Below are 19,030 nucleotides of genomic sequence, written 5' to 3' on the forward strand. Positions count from 1 at the left end.
GCGCACCGGGCACCGCCGCGAAAGTGGGCAATCAAGCGTCGACGGTGTCGGCGGCTTTGGTGTTGGCGCTCGAATGCAGGGCCGCTTCACGCTGCTCGGCATCCTTGTAGTCAAGGTATTTGCGCTGGGTGGCGATGTGGTCGGCTACGTGCTTGGCGTCATGCCACACGCCCCAGATGAACGACGAACCGCGCCGCGACTGCCATGGCAGCCCGAGGAAATACACCCCCGGCTCGCTGGACACGCCGCGCTGATGCTGCGGTTTGCCCTTGTCGTCAAACGCTGCGACCTGCAGCCAGGAATAATCCACGGCGAACCCGGTGGCCCAGATGATCGAAGTGATCCCGGCTTTGGCCAGATCCAGATCCACCAGCGGATTTTTCACGCAGTCGGGATCCGGGTAGGTTTCGCGTGCCTCGGGCTCTTCGGGCAGATCCAGACCGTTGCGCTCGATGTAGGCATCGGCGGCATCCAGCAGGGCGAGGTAGTTGTCATCGCCACGTTTGAGGTTGTCCACCAGGTCCTGCTTGAAGGTCACCACGCCGTTATTGAACGACTCGGTGACGCCAACCAGGGTCATGCCGCGATGGGCCAGACCACGGAAGTCGATGGTGCGCCCGCCATGCGCGCCGCTGACCGCGATGGTCACGTGCTCGCGGCCGGGTTTCATCGCTGCCTGATCCCACTCGCCGAGCACCCCCAGCCACCAGCAGAAATCACGGTTGCGATAGGCACGCGGCGGACGGTCGTGAGCACCGACCGAAAGGTAAACCTGCTTGCCGGAGCGCTGCAGTTCATCGGCGATCTGTACGCCGGACGAACCGGCACCGACCACCAGCACCGCGCCGTCGGGCAGTTGCTGCGGATTGCGATAGTCAGCGGAGTGGATCTGCAGCAGGCGTGGGTCTTGCGGGGCGATCGGCGGGATCACCGGACGCTGGAACGGCCCGGTCGCCGCGACCACGCGGCTGGCTTCGATCACGCCTTCGGAAGTCTCGATGGTAAAGCCCGGACGCCCGACATTGCGCACCACGCTTTTGACCTCGACCCCGGTGCGGATCGGCGCGTTGAATTTCTTCGCATAGGCTTCGAAGTAGTCGGCGACTCGCTCCTTGGGGGCGAAACCATCGGGATCGACATCATCGAATTCCAGCCCCGGAAAGCGGTCGTGCCACGCCGGACCGTTGGCTACCAACGAGTCCCAGCGCCCGGTGCGCCAGCGTTCGGCAATGCGACTGCGCTCCAGCACCAGGTGCGGCACACCGAGTTTGCTCAGGTGCTCGCTCATCGCCACACCCGCCTGTCCGGCCCCCACGACAAGCGTGTCTGTTTTTATTATTTCAGTGGTCATTTCTACATCCTTCCTGGCAAGGCAAGTGGATTCGGATCGCTTCAGGCTGGTCCGTTTTGCTTGCGGTCAGACTAGGCAGGAGGGGGGTATCGGTAAAATATTATTAAGCTGGGATGTGAATACAAATTGCTGAAGCAGAAAGGACAAAGCCAGTAAAACCGCGGCTTGCAGGGCGGGGGGAGAGTTGCCCCGGGCAGGAAAACCCGGGACAGAGTTGGAAAATATCGACTGCAGGGGCAGCAAGCGCTCAGTTCAAGTGACTGGGCGCGATGCCCAACAGCCCGGTCAGCGTGTTCATGATCGCCTGCTGCCGCACGCGAATGGTCTGGTGTTCGGCTTCGGCGGCGGCGACATCGGCGGCGCAATGCGGACAGATCACCTCGTGCGGATAGATGTACTGCAAGCAGCTGCGGCACAGGCTCAGTTGCGGGGCGATCCGGCCTTGTTCCGGCGATTGCTGGCCCTGATTGATCCACGCCAGTTTGATCACCTGACCGCTGTCGCTGACGCTGCTGACTTTTTCGCCGGTGTCGATGCGTTCGGTGATCAGATCGAAGCGGCCGACCGCAAACGACTTCTGCGCCGCGTCCTCGACCTTGACGATGCGCTCGCGCAGCCCGCGCTTGTGCAACTCCAGGGTGCGGTAATGGCAGTAAGGGTTGTTGCCGGGTTTGCCGAGCAGCGAGTGCGAAGTCCAGGTGCATCCGCCGCGACAGACATCGTTGTAGTAACAGCCACGGCAGTAACCCCACATGTCATCCACCGAGCGCAGGCGACCGAAATGCATACCTTCGCTGTAGTGCCAGATGTCGTGCAGGCTCATGTTGCGCACGTTGCCCCCGGAGAAACCGACGGTCGCCAATGACGGGCAGCCCTTGACCGTACCGTCGGCCTCCAGCGCCAGAACAGTCTGGCCGGCGGCGCAACCGGTCCAGTGCACGCGCTCGTCGCCGAAGCCGCGCCATAAATGCTCAAAAGGGCCGTAATAGCCGATGTTGTTGCCGACGTTCATCAGCAGGCCACGGTCGACGCCTTCGCGGTACAGCCGCGCGAGCAGCGGCATCACGTCCAGCAGTTGATAGGGTTGCAGCAACAGTTCCGGATGGTCCACCGCGTTGCCCATGGCGACGGTGATCTGGATCTGCCAGTGGGTGGCGCCGAGTTCGATGATCGTGTCCATCAGCGCCGGCAAGTCGGGCAAGGTGGCCGCGCCGATCTGGGTGTTGACGCTCACCGCCAGCCCCGCAGCCTTGGCCCGGCGCAAGGTGTCCACGGCCTTGTCGAACGAGCCGGGGACGTTGCGCACCGCGTCATGCAGCGGCGCGAGACCATCGAGGGAAATGCCCACGCCGTCTAGCCCGGCATCGACCGCTGCCTGCATTTTCGCCGGCGTCAGGTTGCGCCCGCCGGTCTGGATTGCGCAGTACATGCCGTGGTCGTGAATGGCCTTGATCAGTTGTGTCCAGTCCTTGCGCAGATAGGCTTCGCCGCCGATCAGGGTGATCTCGCGGGTGCCAAGCGCGGCCAGCGAATCGATGACGTCGAGGCATTCGCGGGTGTTGAGTTCGTCAGGCCGGCGATGCCCTGCGCGGGAGCCGCAATGCAGGCATTTCAAGTCGCAGGCCAGGGTGATCTCCCAGACCACATGCACCGGCACGTAGCGTTTGAGATCGGTGTCGCTGAGATAACGGGCAGGGCGCACGTCTGACATGGGAAATCCTTGCGCACAATCCGGTGCGCGCGACGAAGGGATTGACCGCAGTTGAACAAGCCCCGGGCGAGATCCTTTGCAATCGCGCCCGGGGTCTGTCGGTTAGCGCGTTTCCAGACGCGCGATTTCCGCTTTCAGATGCTCAAGGGCACTGCGCAAGGCGCCCTCGTGCGCCACCTGTTGCTCGGCCTGTTGCACCACGGTTTTGAGTTGCGCCAGATTGCCGCCGGTCTGCGCCTGCTGCACGGCCACGGCGTACAGTGGCTGCGGATGCGGCGTGGGGTGTGGTTGCTCGCTGGGCGCCTGATGCACCGCGACGTGCTTGACGTCGTGCCACTGGCCCTGTTCTTCGTAGCGATAATCGACAAATCCGCTGGCCCAGTCGCCTCCCAGAATGCCTCTGAGGTGGAAGGTCTGCGCGATCTGGCTGAGCGGGCCGCTCGGACCACCGTCGAGGGTGAGGATGATGTGATTTTCGACGTTTGCAGTCAGCTTGGTTTCGGAAAAACTGCCCCAGACCTGAGTCCGGAAATTGACCGTCGGCCAGGTGGCCTGAAACACGCTGGCAATCCCGCTGACACGTTTGTTCACGGTATCGACCAGCAGATCAAGGTTCAGAACCGGTGCGCCGGGCAGTGCATTGCTGATGCTGAGACGGGTGTGAAAAAGTCCAATCGACATGGTGCTACTCCCTAAGTGAATGGCGGATCAAGTGGCCTGACTCAGTGGCTCTGCAGCCGGCTGACCTCTTTCTTCGCGGTGTCCAGTGCGTCGCGCAATTTCGGCAGTTGCTCCAGTTGCTGTTCGGCGAGCCTGGCCAGGTTCTTCATCTGCGCCAGATCACCGCTGGCGATGGCGCTCTGAATCGGCGCGGCATACAGCGGCAGGATCGGTGGATGCGGGTTGATCACCGGGCCGGGATTGAACGGTGAAGGTATCGACTCCACCAGATGCGCCGGGGCGTTGTTGACCTCATGCCAGCGTTGACCATCGAAGTAACTGTAATCGGCATCGCCTTTAAGCCAGTCGGTACCCACCACCAGTTTTACTTTGAAATTAACGATTGAGTTGGCGCCTGGGCCGCCGTGATTGCCTTGGGCGGTCACGAGGATTTTGCTGACGCCGGGCGACATCACGGTGAGGTAGGTGTACTCGCCCCAGACGTCGGAATGCACGTCGAGTGGCGGATTGGTCGCCTGGGTGACCGCGGCGGTGCCGTTGACTTTCGTATCGGGTGTAGAGACCAGCAGGTGCAGGGCCAGCGACTGCGCGCCGGGTGCGCCGGTGCCGATGCGATAGCTCACCGGGAACAGGCCGACATTTTCAGTAGAACCGGACATGTTGTTTGCCTCCGTTGCAATGTGATTGATGGCTTCAGGACTTTTCGTGCCTGGAAACTTCCCTGGCCAGTTTTTCGTACGCGTCTTTCAGGTCTTGCGCTTCAGGCTTGCTGGTGTCGCGCTGCTGCAACAACGTTTTCATGTGCTGCACATCGCCTTGCTTGATCGCACTTTGAATGGCGACCCCGTAAGGCGGGATGCTGGCCGTTGAACGGGACATAGCGAGGTTCCTCATCGGTGCTGCAAAACCGCCCCTTGCGGACAAGGGGCGCCGTACCTGACAGCCAGGCAGCCGCGACCAGCAAGAGCAGCGGCAGGCGCTGTTCTCCACGAGCGGGTTACCTGATCTGTCGGGATCTGATCGAGTGCGGGGTTCAGTGCGCGCAGTGCAGGCGTCAATACGCCCGGGCCGGCGCCAGCGTTCTCAGCCGAATCCGCCGGGCGGGATGTCGGGAGCGTCGCGTGTGGCCTGCCTGAGTGGCAGATGCAGAGAATTGACCGATACGTTGTTCATCTTTCTGTCCTTGATAGAACACAACGAAACGCAGGGATCAGTAGCGCGCTCGGCAAGAGCGCAGGAGAACCGCAAGCACAAAAACCATCCCTGATTGCTTTTCCGGTGCCGCTACGGGCGAGTGCCGATTCGACATTCGCTGGATGGCTGGCATATCGCCAGCGATGCAACCCTAGATGCGAATTTGCGGCCTTGCCAGAGAAAGCGCCGAACGGTCGTGGGCGAGAGATTGACGGCTCGCAGGAGGTATCCGCTCAAGGGCGGCAAACCGTTGAGCGGACGAGGATATTTCCAGGGGGAGAAAGGCCAAGACCAGCGCAGAGCCGGATGGATTGATTGGCAATAAGCAATCCTTCCGCCCGGCATATCTCGTCAGCGCTGCCCTGTGGCTGGCGAATCAATTGCCGTCGGCGACCTTGCGTTCGATCGCATCGGTCTTGCGCTTGAGTTCCTCGGCCTCCTGTTCTTTGGTACGGATCGAGGTCGGCGTCAGCACCTCGTCCACAACCTTGGTATCGTCGTCGCTGTCCTGCAGATCGCGGCGAACCACATCCACCGGTTTGCCCGCAGCGTCAAGCGGAGGCGCGTTATGAGGGGTTGCAGGCTTGCGGTCGTCAGTGTTTTTCATTTTTCATACCTCCATTGGCTTACAACGTTGGATACGACGACATGACACGAGTTCGAGAAATTTCATCGGTGATTGGCGCGCTAGTCGGCGCCGGATTATGCCTGGCCGCCGATTCGGCCTGCGCCGCCAGTTTCGACTGCGCCAAAGCCCGGACAGCGGACGAAAAAGCCGTCTGCGCCAACCGCACGCTGAACGATCTGGACGTGACCATGGGCGAGCTGTTCAGCCTCGACAAACGCCTGCTGCCGATGGGCGGGCGCGACGCGCTGATCGGCGAACAACAGGCCTTTCTGAAAAGCCGCAAGGCTTGTGGCGCCAAGGTCGGTTGCTTGACTGAGCTGTATCAGAAGCGCGTCGTTGCGCTACGCAATATCATCGAGACGCGGGTGATGACGCAGGGGCCGTTTTGACCCGCTGCGTTTGTCTGGTCAGGACATGCCGTCAGAGCAGACTCCATGACACTCCGACATAAACCCCGAGCCCTTCACCCGGAGTAGACCGCGCCGCATCCAGACCTTTGTCGTCATACCCCGGCGTGACCGTTGCGGCGTAGTGCTGGTTGGTCAGGTTGCGCAGGTCGAGCCAGGTCTGCCAGTCGTTTTTCGGCCCGTTGTAGCCGACGGTGGCGCCGAACAGTGCGTAGGGATCGGCGTAGTAGCTGTTGGCGTAATCCACGGCGACTTTGGACACCAGTTGCGTGTTGACCGCCGCGAAGAAGCCTTGCGGCCAGTCGTGGCGCAGTTCGCCCTGGTAGTAGTGCATCGGCAGGCCGGGCAGGCGGTTGTCGCCGAAACGCTGGTCGTCGCGGTAGTGGAAGTCGCTGAAGGTGTAGGCCTGGCGCAGGCTCAATTTACGTCCGTCTCCGGCTGACCACAGCGTACTCTGCAGACTGGCTTCCACGCCTTGGTGCGCGGTGGGGCTGGCATTGAGTTCGTACGGGGTGACGGCGTTGGCGTCCGGCAGTACCGACAGCAATTCATGGCGCACCTGGGCGTAGTACCACGCCAGGCTCCACTGGCCGAGTGCGCTGTCGCCGCGACCGCCGAGTTCGAGGGTGGTCGCGGTCTGGTTCTGCAGTTTGATCGGATCGCTCTGGGTACCGGTCGCCGCGCCGTTGCCGGCCGGGAAGCGGATGTTCGAGCTGTAGATCAGCGACCACGGGTGCGGTGCCTCGACCGAACGGCTGAGGTTGCCGAACAGTTGCAGGTCCGGTGTGACCTGATAGCGCAGGCCCAGACGCGGCGCGTAGTCCCAGTCGTTCAGGCTGGTCTTGCCGCCGCCCTGCGGGTAGGTGACGGCACTTTCGCGGCGGGTGTAGATGGCGGCGAGGCCGGTGGTCAGCCACAAGTCGTCGGCGATTTCCAGGTCGTTGCCCACGTGCAGAACGGTGTCCGAACCCTGATAGGTGAAGTTGCGCATGCGCGTGCCCGGCGCATAACCGGCGGTGTTGCCGCTGGGGATACGCACGAATTCACTGGCGCCGTCATTGGGCAAGTGTTTGGTGGTGCGCAGGCCCACGGTGCTGCGGCTTTCCATGCCGAACACGGTGTCGCGGCGCTTGTAGTCGAAGGTGCCGCTGACATCGGTGTAGGCCACTTTCAGACGGTTCGGGCCTTCGCGCAGGTCCATCGGGTAATCGTGATAGACCAGGCCGGTCTGGATGCTCGAATCGTCGTCGATGTAGTAGGTGGTCTTGTTGCCGATGAAGGTGCTGCCCGGTTGTTTGCGGCTGTCATCGCGCGCCACGTAGGCCGGGTTGGCCGCCCGTGGGTCGTGCTCGATCGAGTGTTTGGTTACGCGGCCGGCGAGGTCGTTGTCGGTCTCGCGATAGCGGAAGTAGAAGCGGGTTTCCAGGTTCGGATTGAAGCGATAACCGAAGTTGGCGATCACGCCTTTGCTCTCGCTGGCGGTGTGATCCTGATAGCCGTCGGCGTTCGAGTCGGTCAGCGACACGTAGTAATCGAAGTCGCCCAGCACCTGCCCGGAACTCACCTGACGCTGCTGGTAGCCGTGGCTGCCGGTGGCGTAACGCACTTGCAGTTTCGGTGCGTCGTAGCCGGTGTGGCTGACGTAATCGACAGCGCCGCCCAGCGCCAGCGCACCACGATCAAAACCGTTGGCGCCGCGCAGCACTTCCACATGGTCGAGCCACAGCGGTTCGAGCAATTCGTAGGGCGTGCCACCGGGGCCGGTCAGCGGCAGGCCGTCGAGCATCGTGTACAACCCCGAGGCGTGCGCGCCCGGTGCGCGGTTGATCCCCGAACCACGAATCGAAATCTTCACCCCTTCGTTGCCCGCCGATTGCGCGTAAACCCCCGGCTGATACGCCAGCACGTCCTGATTGCTCGCCACACGACCCTGCAACGGTTGGCGCATGTCGACCACGTTGCTGCCGCCTGGCACCTGCGCCAGACGCGCTTGGGCGTCGGCCACAGAGGCATCGGCGCTGCTTTGTGCTTCAGCCGAAATCAGCACCTGTCCCAACTCCATGCTTTTGGGTTCCTCGGCCATGACCGGGCAGGCGAGGGCCAGGCCCAGCAGGGCAGAGGGCAGGGATTTGGGCGACGGCATCGAAGAAACTCCAGGCAGACAGAGACGGGCAATGAACAGTGCGACGCAAGAAGGAACGACGGAAACACATGGCAATTTTGCTTTTTTAACGGGGCGCTGCGTGGCAGGCGGGGACAGGATTGCTCAGGAGGCGGCAGTCAGGGCCATACACGCAGACGACTGGTCGCTTTCGATCGCGGCCAGTCGTCCGGCGTGTATCAGGATCAAGCAATCTTCAACGCCATGAGAATGTCCAGCGGTGTCTGGGCAAATGCCCGGGCCTGTTCGGTCATCTCGGCAAGATTTTCTTCGGCCGTGAGCAGCGGCTGGTCACCCTTGTGCAGCACTTCGCCCTGATCACCGATGACGGCCCACGCCAACTGCGCCCAGTCTTGCGGGTCGGTCATGCCTTGCTTGATCGAAATCAGGAACAGCTGCTGTACGCGGCTGATCGGCACGCCACCGCCGGTGACCGGGCTGGCCAGTACCTGAATGTTGCTGTTGAACAGTGCGCGCTTGCACAGTTGCAGGTTGAGGGTGTCGCAACGTTCCTGCACCTGCCTTTCGGCGGATTCACTCTGGCACGGCGCGGCGACGCCCATACCGATCAGCACGGTGACAGCCTGCACCAGGTCGTCATAAGCAACGGCGCCGACGGCCATCGACAATTGCTGCAAGGTTTTCGGGGTGTAGGCATTGGCGGCGAGCGCTGCGAGTACCGGGCGGTAAATCTCCGCCTGCAGCGAAGCTGCGCCTGCAGGACCTGTGACTGTGTCGGGAATGCTTTCAATGGCTTGCAAGAGGACAAAACGGCTTCTCAGCAGGCCATCGCGTTGCTCGGCGGCAGACAGCCGATTGGCGCCGCGTACGTACAGATCCCGGCGGAAGTTCTGATTGATGAAATAGTCGCGCGCCTGTTCGCGCATGATCGGGTGCTCGATACCTTGCAGAAAGTCCATGCCTTCTGCACTCAGGTTCAGCGCGGCCACGGTGTCCAGCGGTACGGCCGTGGTGGCAAAGTCGAGTTTGGCCGCGGTCATGGCGTCGACCACATCAATGAAATACATGCAGTCCCAGTTGCGATTGAAATACTCATGGGCCACGTACTGACGGTTCTGGCCCTTGATGCTCTGCAACTGGGCACCGAGGGCCGGCGCCGTTCTGGCGTACTTCGGATTGGCTGCCAACAGCGTTTCGGAAAACTCCATCGCAGCATCGATGCGTTTGGCCGGGCTGGTCGAGGCCTGGCTGGCAAAGCGATTGTGCAGGCTGAACAGATTGCGCAGTGGCGCCGACGGCGACCAGCCCGGGAAACAGTTGTAGCTGACGTACAACATGCCTCCGGGCTTGAGGTGGCGACGGGCGAACTCGACGATCAGTTGCTGATTGTCGCGGCTGACCCAGGACCAGATGCCATGCAGGCTGATGCTGTCGAAGGCCGGCAGATCATCGCGGGCCAGCAGTTGCTCGAAGCTGTCGTCATACAGGCGGGCCTGGCTGTTCCAGTCGTTCGCCAGCGCCATGGCATGCGCGGCCTGGGACGGCGTGAAGTCGGTGCCGACGTAGTTGCCCGGGTTGGCGGCGGCGTGGATGTTGATCGAGACACCCTGGCCAAAGCCGAGTTCGCAGTGGTAGCCACCCGCGCTTTCGAGGGTGGCAAAACCGCGCAACAACAAACAAAAACGCTGGAACACCGGGTTGATTTCCCGGCTGTACGAATAGGTGTAACCCTCATCGGTGAAATACCCTTCGTTCCAGGCATTGCTCATGGGTGCATCCTTAAATTCGCGAGTGAGAGTCGCTCTTATAAGGGGTTGGCATTGCGCACCACAAGCGGAAAAACATGTAAGTGAATCTTACGATTGCAGAGGTACGTAGACGTCTGTCTGCCACTGATCCTGTGGGGTCTCGGGATAGACGCTCAGGTAATGGAAAAACAGCGGATGATCACGTAATTCCTCACCGCTGGCCGGCAGCCAGTCGCGGTAGACGGGATAGATGGTTTCGCCAATGTGATCCGGTGAACCCACATGCCGCACCACCACGCAACGCCCCCCGGGAATCACCAGTTCCCCCACGCCGAACGTATTGGGTGCCACCGGCTCATCAATCTCGCCACAGATGGCGAAGCGAAAATCCGCCGCCGCTGTGGTGTCGGGGTTGTTGTAGGGAATGCCGAAGGTGCGGCTCGAGGCCACGGGCGACTGCCCGCTATGCATGCGCCAGGCAATGAATGTCTGCACGCTTTGTTGAACCTGCGCCGGCGCGCCGCAGTGCTCAAGCGCGGCGACCCGTACGGTGGGGAAATCGACGATTCTGGTTTGCATGATGACGCTCCTGGAAAAGTGAGGGATGGCGAATACCGCATTCCAGATCTGCCAGTTCGGTTGCTTCCTGAAGGCGCTCGGCGTCATGCCGAAGTCGCGCCGAAATGCGCGGCTGAAGGCTTCCGGGCTCTCGAAACCGGCGTCGGACGCGGCGTCCAGTATCGAATGATCCGGCTGCGCGGCCAGCCGATGGGCTGCCTTGCGCAAGCGCATCAGTTGCACGTAGCGCGACACCGGCACGCCCACGAACGCGCTGAATTGCCGATGGAAGTGATACGCCGAAAAGTTCGCCACCTGACTCAACGTGCTCACCGACAGGTCGCCCTCGAGATGGGCGTCGATGTAGGCGAGTACGGCGTTGAAACGTCGGATGTAGGCGAAGTGGGTCGGCAGTTCGGACACTGGGTAAAGACTCCTGGAAGTGCGGTCTGCTATAGCCTCGACGATTTCGGGGCAGGTGCGCCTAGCCGGGTTTGCTCAAGTGTCGCACCTGTAGGAGCTGCCGCAGGCTGCGATCTTTTGACTTTGACCCTCAAAAGCAGAATCAAAAGATCGCAGCCTGCGGCAGCTCCTACAGGGGAGGGGGGAGTCAGCGGCCGTGCGCTGCATCCGCCAGTTGGTGGGTGTCGACCCGTACGAACACTGAATCGCCAATTGCCGTCAGCACATCCCCGGCATACACCTCGCAGATCACCCGCGTCTTGCGCCCGACCTCGCCCTTGACCCTGGCGCGCAAGGTCAGGGTGACGCCCATCGGCGTGGGTTTGATGAACTTGAGGCCGAGGTTGCCGGTGACGCAGTCGATGCGCGGCAGGCTGCCTGGTTCGCGTTGTTCGTGGCGATAGTGGTAAGCCATCGCGGTCCAGTTTGAATGGCAGTCGACCAGCATCGCCAGCAGGCCGCCGTACACCAGGTCCGGCCAGCCGCAGTATTTGTCGTCCGGCAGATGATCGGCCATAACGTGCACGCCGTCCTCGTGCCAGTAGCTTTTGACGTGCAGCCCATGTGGGTTGCGGCCGCCACAGCCGTAGCAGACGCCCTCGGGGGCGGCGAGGTCTTGCAGGGGAGTTTCGGAACGGCTCATGGGTCTGATCATCCTGAAGTGGTGAGCCCGGTCAGGCGCAGGCGATTGCGGCCGCCGCGCTTGGATTCGTAGAGTGCGGCATCGCCTTGTTCGATCAGCGCCGCCAGACTGGCCGGCGGCTTGTTGAACAGGGTGGCGCCGATGCTTAGCGTCACCGGCTCGGCAGTGGGAAATGTCTGGAGCGCAATGCGCTGAAACTGATCGCGCAGGGTGTCGCCCAGTCGGACGATCTGTTCACTGGGCGCGTTGCTCAGCAGAATGACAAATTCGTCACCGCCCAGACGCGCGGCCAGCCCACCCTCGGGAGATTCGGCGCGGATCATCTCGCTCAACGCCACCAGCAAACGGTCGCCGGCCGTGTGGCCGTAGTGGTCGTTGACCAGTTTGAAATTGTCGATATCGATCAGCAGCAGCGCTCCGGGTTGCTCTGCACAGACCTCCCGCAGCAGGCGCGGGGCGCGCACTTCAAGGGCGCGGCGGTTGAAGAGGGCGGTCAGCGGGTCTCGGGCGGCCAGTCGGGCGATCTGCTCTTCGCGTCGATAGCGTTCGGTGCCGGTCATCGACAGCGCGATCAGCATGATCGCCATCGCACCCTCGACCAGCGAGATCTGGATGATTTCGCCACGGAACGCGGCCAGGTCGATCAGTGTGCCCGGGATCATCACCGTCATGGCTTTGGCCACATAGAAAATGCCGTGGCCCAACAGCACGTAGCGCAGTTGCACGGCGCCGACGCTCAGCGACTTGCCGTGTGGGCGCAGCAGCAGACTGGCCTTGAGCGTCGAGGCGGCCACCAGCAGCGAGTTGGCGGCCAGCATGACTTTCGACCACAGCGGCCCGTCCGGCAATAACAGCATGACCAGCCAACTGACGAAGATCAGATACCAGGCCGGGGACAGGCGGATCTGCGTGAAGCGCGCCACCCCCAGCAGAAACAGAAAGTGCGCGGTCACCAACAAGCCGTTGGCGAACCAGATGCCGATCAGCAGAAAACCGTTGCTGCGCAGCAAGGCCAGGGTGGAGCCGATGGTGATCGTGGCGAAACCGGCGCTCCAGAACAGCAGCGAAGGCTCACGAATGCTGCGCCACTCGACCGCCAGGTACAGCGCGGCAGCAGCTGCGAGAGCGATCGAGATGGTCAGCATCGTTGGTGGGTCGAGCGGCATTTCTTGGGGAGCCTGTCTGAAGGTCGGTTAGACGGGCGATTGTAAGCGTTTGGGGGCGTTTTGGCAGGAGGTGCGGCATCTGCGCAGGCAGACGCCGCACGCAATCGTCACTGGCTGGCGTCCAGCACCACGCGGTAGCGCGCCTTGCCGCTACGCAGATGGTCGACCGCCTCGTTGACCTTGCTCATGGGAAACATCTCGACCTGCGGCAGAATCTGATGCCGGGCGCAGAATTCGAGCATGGTCGCCATGGTGCCGGGCGAGCCGACCGGGGAGGCGGACAGGGATTTCTGCTGCGGGATCAGATCGAACACATGCACCGGAATCGCGCTGGGCACGATGCCGACGAAATGCAGCCGGCCATTGCCGCGCAGGGTGGCGAGCATCGCTGTCCAGTCGAGGTCGGCGTTGGCGCTGATCAGCAAAAAGTCCAGGGTGCCGGCAATCGCTTTCAGCGCACTGCTGTCGGTCGAGGCCACGACGTTGTGCGCGCCCAGACGCCTGGCTTCGTCCTGCTTGTTCAGTGAAGAAGTAAACGCGGTGACCTCACAACCCCACGCATTGAGAAAACGCAGCGCCAGATGACCGAGGCCGCCGATGCCGACAACGCCGACGCGGTCGGTGGGTTTGACGCCAAACTGCAGCAGCGGGTTGAACACGGTGGAACCGGCGCAGAACAGCGGGCCGACCATCGCCGGATCAAGATTGGCGGGCACCGCAATCGCCCACGCCCAGTGCGAACGCACCCGATCGGCGAAACCGCCGTTGCTGCCGATGATGGTCGGTTGCGCAGTGCCGCACAGTTGTTGCGAGCCGCTGATGCAGGACGAACAGTGCATGCAACTGCCCTTGTACCAGCCGATGCCGACGCGCTGGCCGAGTTCGAGGCCGCGCACCTGCGGGCCCATGCGCACGATTTTGCCGACCACCTCGTGGCCCGGCACGAACGGGTAGCGGCTGATGCCCCAATCGTTATCGATCAGCGACTGATCGGAGTGGCATACACCGCAGTATTCCACGGCGACCTCAACGTCCTCTTCGCCCAAGGGGCCGGGATCGTAGCTATAGCGCTCCAGCGGGGCGCCGGCGGCGGTGGCGGCCCAGCCGTTGAAAGTTGCAGGTTCGCTGTTGCTCATGGGGACACCTCCGGTTCGACTGACGGGACATTGGCAGCCCGGCAAGTCTAGTCGGTCATCGCTGCGGCGCGAGCCAGGTGTCGACGACCCGCCGATCCAGTTCTTCCCAATAAGCCATGCCCAGCACCCGGGTGGTGTTCAACCCGCGCAGATAGCCACGCAACTGATTGGCGGTATCGCGTTTGAGCTGCGCGTCGGTGATGTCCTTGTCCAGCAACACGTTTTCGTACTGCACCAGGTATTCGGCTACCCGCTCGCGAAAGTCCTGCAAAACCGCGTCGCGGATCAGGTCAAAGGTTCTCAAATCGGCGTCCTCACTGTTGTTTTAGTCATTAGAGATGAGCATCTATCAAACTTTATCGTCGGTAACTATCGCTAGAAGTAATAGTGACCATCACGAAACGCAAGTTCAGCTTTGCAGGCAATAGGCGGAAAATCGCCTTCATTGAACACGCAGCTCAAGGAAATTGCGCGATGAAGACACTGACCCGACTGGCGCTGACCGCTCTGCTGATGAGCGGCATGGTAGCCACGGCACCGTCTTACGCCGAAGACGCTTGTGCCTGTCATCTTCAGCCCATCGCCGGCAGCAGCGCGACTTTGCAGCATTCGCAGAGCGTGGGTGTGTTGTACAGCGAAGACACCCGGGAAAACCTGCAGTACCTGACGCGTTACCACGATATGGCGCTGCACGGGGCCAAGGATGCACTGGATTCGCGAATCCGTGCCGCGTTTGTCAGCAGCTCCGACCCGGAACTGGCGATCGACTGGTTGCTCAGCTCGTTGCAGCGTCAGTTCGTGTCGGTGACCGTTTACGACAACCTCGATACGCTGATTCTGGCGCATCCGGACATCGTGGTGAAACTCGACACCTTCAACCGCCTGCTGACCCAGCAGAACAGCCTGTACGAAGCGCACTTCATTGCGCGTTTCTACGATGCCGACCTGCAGTACATCGGCAAGGCCGAAGGCGCGGTGGAGAAACAGATTCCGTCGGTCTGGGTACACGACAAAGCGGCGCAGGAGATTGCCGCGCAGATCGAGCAGCAACGTGACCTGCAACTCAATGCCTTGAAGCAGTTCGATGCCTCGCTCAAGGCACTGGTGGCTTCCAGCTGAACACTCAAAACCAAAAGGGCAGCGGCGGCGCCGTGACGCTGAATCGCTGCCAGTTGAACCGAACCTTTATTTTCAGGATTACCCCGATGCGTGCTTTGTTTGCCCCGACCCTGGCCGTTGCTTCCTTGCTGCTCGCCGGTTGCGCCTCCGCACCGAACGACCCGACGCTGACCTTGCACACCAGCAAGACCCCGGCGCAATACGCCGACTGCGTGGTGCCGAAGCTGCAGAAGAGCGCGCTGAACCCGACCGTCTCGCAGACCCAGCGCAGCTATCGGATCGTGGTGCCGAGCAAAGTGTCGGCCGACAACGTACTCGAGGCCTACAAGGCCGGCAACGGCGGCAAGGTGTTCATCTACGAGCGCCACTTGCTGGCCTCCAACTTCCTGCCTTCAAGCTTTGAACGCGCTGCCCAGGACTGCATCTGACCCGGCTGCACAAACCGTTTTAACCGAGCTCCTTTGGTTGGCCGCAACCAACCAATCCTTTGCCCCGCACCTCATTCGGTTGCGGGGCTTTTTTTCGCCGGAGTTTTTGCGCTTCAGGCGACGTCGATCACCACCTTGCCAATCGCCGTGCCTTGTTGCACCGCGTCATGCGCCTGGCGCGCCTGGCTGAGATTGAAGCGATCGGCATGCATCAACGGCTTGACCTTGCCTTCTTCGATCAGCCGCGTGGCGTAACCGAGGATTTCCGCGTGGTGCTTGCGCCCGACACCGGTGAGCATCGGCAGCAACACGAAAATCCCCGACAGCGTGGCACTGCGCAGCGACCCGGTGGCCAGGTTGTGGGTGCCGAACGCCGCGCAACTGGTGACGTGGCCGTAGAGCCGGATCGCCGCGAACGAGTCATCCAGACTCTGGCCGCCGACGGTGTCGTAGATCACGTCAAAACCCTTGCCGTCGGTGAACTGATTCACGTACTGCTCCACCGGCACGCTCTGGTAGTCGATGGCCGTGGCGCCGTAGCCCTCGACAATCGAACGTTTGCCCGACGAGACCGTGGCGAACACTTCAGCGCCCAGCGCGGCGGCAATTTGCACCGCCATGTGGCCGACACCGCCCGCGCCGCCGTGCACCAGCACCTTCTGACCGGCCTTGACATGCGCGCGGTCGACCAGACCTTCCCACGCGGTGAGGAACACCAGTGGCACCGCAGCGGCCTCACGGAAGTCGAGATTTTTCGGCTTGCGTGCCACCAGATCCGCATCCACCGCCAGGTACTCGGCCAGCGAACCGGGCAAGCCGCGCACGCCACCGACCATGCCGAACACCTCATCGCCCACCGCCAGATGGGTAACGTCGGCGCCGACCGCTTCGATCACCCCGGCCATGTCAGTACCGAGAATCGCCGGCAGTTCCGGCATCGCGTACGGCGCGTTGCCGGTGCGGATCTTGTAGTCGATGGGGTTTACGCCACTGGCGATGATGCGCACCAATACTTCGTTGGCTTGCGGTACCGGGCGCTCGATCTGCGCTTCGCGAAAGCTGTTTTCAGCATAGTCATCAAGGATCAACGCGCGGATGGTGGATTGGCTCATTACGACGCCTCGCTGTCATTTCAGGGAAAGGGGCCATGGTGAAACCTGGCGGGAGGTTTGTCGACCGGATACGGTTCGCCGATACCCAGCGTAGTCGCTGACTCACATTGAAGGTTGATTCAGCGTCATTACGTAGGCGCTGAACATGTCCGCCAGCCGATCGGCGAAGGCCGTGATCTCCAGGTCGCTGCGCGCAGTGCCGGAAAAGTCTTTGCCCACCGAACTGAGCGTGGTCAGGATCAGATCGCAGGCCGCGACGCGGGTTGGCTCATCGGATTCCGGCAGCAAATGCAGGATGAACGTGGCGAAGATCTGCCGTCCTGCAGCATGCACCTCGTGGGCCTCGGGCGCATCGCGATACAGCGGCGCCGCGTCGTTCAGTGCACCACGCATCTGCGCTTCCTCGCACTCCGAGCGGATGAACGCCTGCACCAGCGTGCGCAGGCGTGTCAGTGGCGGATGCTCGGGATTTTCCAGAATTCGCTGCAGCATCTGCGTGGTGTGCAGCCACTCATCGCTCTGAAGGCGGAACAGGATCGCCGCCTTGTTGGGGAAGTACTGGTACAGCGAGCCGATGCTCACGCCAGCCTTTTCCGCGACCCGTGCGGTGGTGAATCGGGTCGCGCCATGTTCGGTCAAAACCTGAATAGCCGCCTGCAGAATCGCCGCGACCAAGTCAGCCGAGCGTGCCTGCTGCGGCTGTTTACGCGAGGAAATACGGGCGGTCTGACGATTGCTCATGGGTGGCTCGGGCCTCGGGGGAAACGCGAATAGCGGATCGAGTGAATCACTCGCATCATTTAAATGCGACGAATCACTCGCATCTTAATCCTCCATTGACGGAAAGCAATCATGACCACCCTGACTTCTGAACCATTGGCCAGCCTGATCGAACGCCTCTACGGCCAGGCCAGCGCCGCCACCAGCCCGGTGCTGGAAACGGTGTCGGGCGCGGAGCGCGAGCGCCTGATGCACAGCAAGACCGAGTACCTGCAACTCTACGCCATGCTCAAGGACCTGTGGCTGCCGGTCTCGCGCGACACCGGCAAACTGCTGTACATGCTGGCGCGCAATACCAGGGCCAAAGCGATTGTCGAGTTCGGCACCTCGTTCGGCCTGTCCACCCTGCACCTGGCGGCGGCACTGCGCGACAACGGTGGCGGCGTGCTGATCGGCAGCGAATTCGAACCGTCGAAAATCGCCCTGGCCCGCCATCACTTCATCGAGGGCGGCGTCAGTGACCTGGTGGAAATCCGCGAAGGCGATGCGCTCGTCACGCTCGCCAGCAACCTGCCGCCGTCAGTCGACTTGCTCCTGCTCGATGGGGCCAAGGCGTTGTACGGCGACGTGTTGAGCCTAGTGGAAAAACACCTGAAGCCGGGCGCGCTGGTGGTGGCGGACAACACCAACTATTGCCCGGAATATCTGGCCCATGTGCGTGCGCCACACAACGGTTACCTGTCGGTGCCATTTGCGGATGACATCGAGTTGTCGATGCGGCTGGGGGATTACGCGTAAGCCGCGAAAGGCCTTGCAGATCGCTATTGTTCCAGCCAGTCAGGCTACCTGCGCCTTGGCGCTGGCAATCGAAAACGCCTTCGGCAGGTGGGCGCCATTCTTCGCGGCCAAGATCTCGGCCATCACGCTGACAGCGATTTCCGCCGGTGTCTTGCTGCCAATGTAGATGCCGATCGGCCCGTGCAGCCGTTCGAGTGACGCCTGGGTCTCACCAAAATGCTCGATCAGACGTTCGCGGCGCAGCTGACTGTTGCGCCTCGAACCGATGGCGCCAATATAAAACGCCGGGCTGTGCAGGGCTTCGAGCAGTGCCAGATCGTCGAGTCGCGGATCATGACTCAAGGCGACGATGCAGGTGCGCAGATCGACCGCGAAGTCGCGGACCACGTCATCGGGCATGCCGATAATCCGCTCCACGCCGTTCACCGCCCAGGTTTCGATGTATTCGGCACGCGGATCGCACACCGCGACCTTGAAGCCGTTGAACAGCGCCATGGTCGCCAGGTACTCGGCCAGCGCGCCGGCACCGATCATCAGCAGCCGATACCCCGGCCCGAGGGTATTGAGCATCTGTTGGCCGTCGAAACTGAATTGCTCAGGAGTTGCCGTGGCGTCCAGCGTGACGCGACCGCTGTCCAGTGCCAGGCAGCGGCGCACCAGTTGCCCGGCATCCAGTTGCACCAGCAGTTCGTCCAGCACCTGCCACGATGGGTTGAATTCCAGAATCAACTCCAGCGTGCCGCCACAGGGCAAACCGAAACGATGTGCCTCGTCGGCGCTGACGCCGTAGCGCACCACCTCGGGCGCACTGTCCTTGAGGCCGCTACCGCCATGGGCGGTGGTGTAGCGATCGATCAGGTCGTCCTCGATGCAGCCGCCGGACACGCTGCCGATCACGCGCCCGTCGTTACGCAAGGCCATCATCGACCCTGTCGGGCGCGGCGAAGAGCCCCATGTGCGCGCCACCGTGGCGAGCAATACTTGCTCTCCGGCGGCGAGCCAGTCCCGGGCAGTGCGCAGGACCAGCAAGTCGATGCTTTCCATCA

20 protein-coding genes are annotated in these 19,030 nt (G+C 62.0%); 4 read left to right on the forward strand and 16 right to left on the reverse strand.

The window, feature by feature from the left end; all coding sequences use genetic code 11:
* Nucleotides 1-31 precede the first annotated feature (31 nt).
* The 6 genes from ABV589_RS25935 to ABV589_RS25960 form a co-directional block, all read right to left on the reverse strand.
* Nucleotides 32-1,351, reverse strand: a complete 1,320-nt coding sequence (locus ABV589_RS25935) for an NAD(P)/FAD-dependent oxidoreductase (RefSeq protein ID WP_367084197.1) — start codon at nt 1,349-1,351, stop codon at nt 32-34.
* 247 nt (nt 1,352-1,598) lie between these two features.
* Nucleotides 1,599-3,062, reverse strand: a complete 1,464-nt coding sequence (locus tag ABV589_RS25940; RefSeq protein ID WP_367084198.1) for a GDL motif peptide-associated radical SAM/SPASM maturase — start codon at nt 3,060-3,062, stop codon at nt 1,599-1,601.
* 102 nt (nt 3,063-3,164) lie between these two features.
* Nucleotides 3,165-3,743, reverse strand: coding sequence for a DUF1842 domain-containing protein (locus ABV589_RS25945; protein WP_367084199.1), 579 nt, complete (start codon nt 3,741-3,743; stop codon nt 3,165-3,167).
* A 41-nt stretch (nt 3,744-3,784) separates the two neighbouring features.
* Complete coding sequence (locus tag ABV589_RS25950; RefSeq protein WP_367084200.1) at nt 3,785-4,402, reverse strand: DUF1842 domain-containing protein; 618 nt, start codon at nt 4,400-4,402, stop codon at nt 3,785-3,787.
* Nucleotides 4,403-4,436: 34 nt separating this feature from the next.
* The gene (locus ABV589_RS25955) at nt 4,437-4,622 is read right to left on the reverse strand and encodes a DUF1843 domain-containing protein (RefSeq protein ID WP_007969208.1); all 186 of its coding nucleotides are present in this window, start codon (nt 4,620-4,622) and stop codon (nt 4,437-4,439) included.
* Nucleotides 4,623-5,313: 691 nt separating this feature from the next.
* Nucleotides 5,314-5,544, reverse strand: a complete 231-nt coding sequence (locus ABV589_RS25960; protein ID WP_007969206.1) for a hypothetical protein — start codon at nt 5,542-5,544, stop codon at nt 5,314-5,316.
* Between the two features lie 41 nt (nt 5,545-5,585).
* On the opposite strand from ABV589_RS25960, the gene ABV589_RS25965 reads away from it, so the two are divergent.
* Nucleotides 5,586-5,954, forward strand: a complete 369-nt coding sequence (locus ABV589_RS25965; RefSeq protein WP_367084201.1) for a hypothetical protein — start codon at nt 5,586-5,588, stop codon at nt 5,952-5,954.
* A gap of 31 nt (nt 5,955-5,985) precedes the next feature.
* On the opposite strand, the gene ABV589_RS25970 is transcribed toward ABV589_RS25965, so the two are convergent.
* From ABV589_RS25970 to ABV589_RS26000, 7 genes are all read right to left on the reverse strand, one after another.
* Nucleotides 5,986-8,115 carry a TonB-dependent receptor gene (locus tag ABV589_RS25970; protein WP_367084202.1) on the reverse strand — a complete coding sequence of 710 codons (2,130 nt, stop codon included), beginning with the start codon at nt 8,113-8,115 and terminating at the stop codon, nt 5,986-5,988.
* 203 nt (nt 8,116-8,318) lie between these two features.
* The gene (locus ABV589_RS25975) at nt 8,319-9,863 is read right to left on the reverse strand and encodes a class I SAM-dependent methyltransferase (protein ID WP_367084203.1); all 1,545 of its coding nucleotides are present in this window, start codon (nt 9,861-9,863) and stop codon (nt 8,319-8,321) included.
* Nucleotides 9,864-9,950: 87 nt separating this feature from the next.
* Nucleotides 9,951-10,823: an AraC family transcriptional regulator gene (locus ABV589_RS25980; protein WP_367084204.1), complete on the reverse strand. Its 873-nt coding sequence runs from the start codon at nt 10,821-10,823 to the stop codon at nt 9,951-9,953.
* A gap of 187 nt (nt 10,824-11,010) precedes the next feature.
* Nucleotides 11,011-11,505, reverse strand: a complete 495-nt coding sequence (locus tag ABV589_RS25985; RefSeq protein WP_367084205.1) for a PaaI family thioesterase — start codon at nt 11,503-11,505, stop codon at nt 11,011-11,013.
* An 8-nt stretch (nt 11,506-11,513) separates the two neighbouring features.
* A complete protein-coding gene (locus ABV589_RS25990) occupies nt 11,514-12,671 on the reverse strand; it encodes a GGDEF domain-containing protein (RefSeq protein ID WP_367084206.1) in 1,158 nt (385 codons plus the stop codon).
* Between the two features lie 107 nt (nt 12,672-12,778).
* Nucleotides 12,779-13,807, reverse strand: coding sequence for an NAD(P)-dependent alcohol dehydrogenase (locus ABV589_RS25995; RefSeq protein ID WP_367084207.1), 1,029 nt, complete (start codon nt 13,805-13,807; stop codon nt 12,779-12,781).
* 55 nt (nt 13,808-13,862) lie between these two features.
* A complete protein-coding gene (locus ABV589_RS26000; RefSeq protein ID WP_367084208.1) occupies nt 13,863-14,111 on the reverse strand; it encodes a hypothetical protein in 249 nt (82 codons plus the stop codon).
* A gap of 170 nt (nt 14,112-14,281) precedes the next feature.
* Here ABV589_RS26000 and ABV589_RS26005 point away from each other — a divergent pair, with 170 nt between their 5' ends.
* A complete protein-coding gene (locus ABV589_RS26005; RefSeq protein ID WP_367084209.1) occupies nt 14,282-14,926 on the forward strand; it encodes an ATPase in 645 nt (214 codons plus the stop codon).
* 86 nt (nt 14,927-15,012) lie between these two features.
* Nucleotides 15,013-15,354, forward strand: a complete 342-nt coding sequence (locus ABV589_RS26010; RefSeq protein ID WP_367084210.1) for a hypothetical protein — start codon at nt 15,013-15,015, stop codon at nt 15,352-15,354.
* Nucleotides 15,355-15,467: 113 nt separating this feature from the next.
* Here the strand turns inward: ABV589_RS26010 and ABV589_RS26015 are convergent, their stop codons facing one another.
* Both ABV589_RS26015 and ABV589_RS26020 read right to left on the reverse strand, forming a co-directional pair.
* Entirely contained in the window at nt 15,468-16,466 is a 999-nt protein-coding gene (locus ABV589_RS26015; protein ID WP_367084211.1) for a zinc-dependent alcohol dehydrogenase family protein, read from the reverse strand.
* Nucleotides 16,467-16,568: 102 nt separating this feature from the next.
* Nucleotides 16,569-17,207 carry a TetR family transcriptional regulator gene (locus tag ABV589_RS26020; RefSeq protein WP_367084212.1) on the reverse strand — a complete coding sequence of 213 codons (639 nt, stop codon included), beginning with the start codon at nt 17,205-17,207 and terminating at the stop codon, nt 16,569-16,571.
* A gap of 111 nt (nt 17,208-17,318) precedes the next feature.
* On the opposite strand from ABV589_RS26020, the gene ABV589_RS26025 reads away from it, so the two are divergent.
* The gene (locus ABV589_RS26025) at nt 17,319-17,984 is read left to right on the forward strand and encodes a class I SAM-dependent methyltransferase (protein WP_367084213.1); all 666 of its coding nucleotides are present in this window, start codon (nt 17,319-17,321) and stop codon (nt 17,982-17,984) included.
* A 39-nt stretch (nt 17,985-18,023) separates the two neighbouring features.
* On the opposite strand, the gene ABV589_RS26030 is transcribed toward ABV589_RS26025, so the two are convergent.
* Nucleotides 18,024-19,028 (reverse strand): XdhC family protein, encoded by a 1,005-nt coding sequence (locus tag ABV589_RS26030; protein ID WP_367084214.1) that lies wholly within the window; start codon nt 19,026-19,028, stop codon nt 18,024-18,026.
* Nucleotides 19,029-19,030 lie beyond the last annotated feature (2 nt).

Source organism: Pseudomonas sp. HOU2 (genome assembly GCF_040729435.1).
Lineage (GTDB): Bacteria > Pseudomonadota > Gammaproteobacteria > Pseudomonadales > Pseudomonadaceae > Aquipseudomonas.

Bases quoted from the DNA above. Each gene is read 5' to 3' on its own strand.
- ABV589_RS25935 (WP_367084197.1), bottom strand. From the start codon at position 1,351: ATGACCACTGAAATAATAAAAACAGACACGCTTGTCGTGGGGGCCGGA.
- ABV589_RS25940 (WP_367084198.1), bottom strand. From the start codon at position 3,062: ATGTCAGACGTGCGCCCTGCCCGTTATCTCAGCGACACCGATCTCAAA.
- ABV589_RS25945 (WP_367084199.1), bottom strand. From the start codon at position 3,743: ATGTCGATTGGACTTTTTCACACCCGTCTCAGCATCAGCAATGCACTG.
- ABV589_RS25950 (WP_367084200.1), bottom strand. From the start codon at position 4,402: ATGTCCGGTTCTACTGAAAATGTCGGCCTGTTCCCGGTGAGCTATCGC.
- ABV589_RS25955 (WP_007969208.1), bottom strand. From the start codon at position 4,622: ATGTCCCGTTCAACGGCCAGCATCCCGCCTTACGGGGTCGCCATTCAA.
- ABV589_RS25960 (WP_007969206.1), bottom strand. From the start codon at position 5,544: ATGAAAAACACTGACGACCGCAAGCCTGCAACCCCTCATAACGCGCCT.
- ABV589_RS25965 (WP_367084201.1), top strand. From the start codon at position 5,586: ATGACACGAGTTCGAGAAATTTCATCGGTGATTGGCGCGCTAGTCGGC.
- ABV589_RS25970 (WP_367084202.1), bottom strand. From the start codon at position 8,115: ATGCCGTCGCCCAAATCCCTGCCCTCTGCCCTGCTGGGCCTGGCCCTC.
- ABV589_RS25975 (WP_367084203.1), bottom strand. From the start codon at position 9,863: ATGAGCAATGCCTGGAACGAAGGGTATTTCACCGATGAGGGTTACACC.
- ABV589_RS25985 (WP_367084205.1), bottom strand. From the start codon at position 11,505: ATGAGCCGTTCCGAAACTCCCCTGCAAGACCTCGCCGCCCCCGAGGGC.
- ABV589_RS25990 (WP_367084206.1), bottom strand. From the start codon at position 12,671: ATGCCGCTCGACCCACCAACGATGCTGACCATCTCGATCGCTCTCGCA.
- ABV589_RS25995 (WP_367084207.1), bottom strand. From the start codon at position 13,807: ATGAGCAACAGCGAACCTGCAACTTTCAACGGCTGGGCCGCCACCGCC.
- ABV589_RS26005 (WP_367084209.1), top strand. From the start codon at position 14,282: ATGAAGACACTGACCCGACTGGCGCTGACCGCTCTGCTGATGAGCGGC.
- ABV589_RS26010 (WP_367084210.1), top strand. From the start codon at position 15,013: ATGCGTGCTTTGTTTGCCCCGACCCTGGCCGTTGCTTCCTTGCTGCTC.
- ABV589_RS26015 (WP_367084211.1), bottom strand. From the start codon at position 16,466: ATGAGCCAATCCACCATCCGCGCGTTGATCCTTGATGACTATGCTGAA.
- ABV589_RS26020 (WP_367084212.1), bottom strand. From the start codon at position 17,207: ATGAGCAATCGTCAGACCGCCCGTATTTCCTCGCGTAAACAGCCGCAG.
- ABV589_RS26025 (WP_367084213.1), top strand. From the start codon at position 17,319: ATGACCACCCTGACTTCTGAACCATTGGCCAGCCTGATCGAACGCCTC.
- ABV589_RS26030 (WP_367084214.1), bottom strand. From the start codon at position 19,028: ATGGAAAGCATCGACTTGCTGGTCCTGCGCACTGCCCGGGACTGGCTC.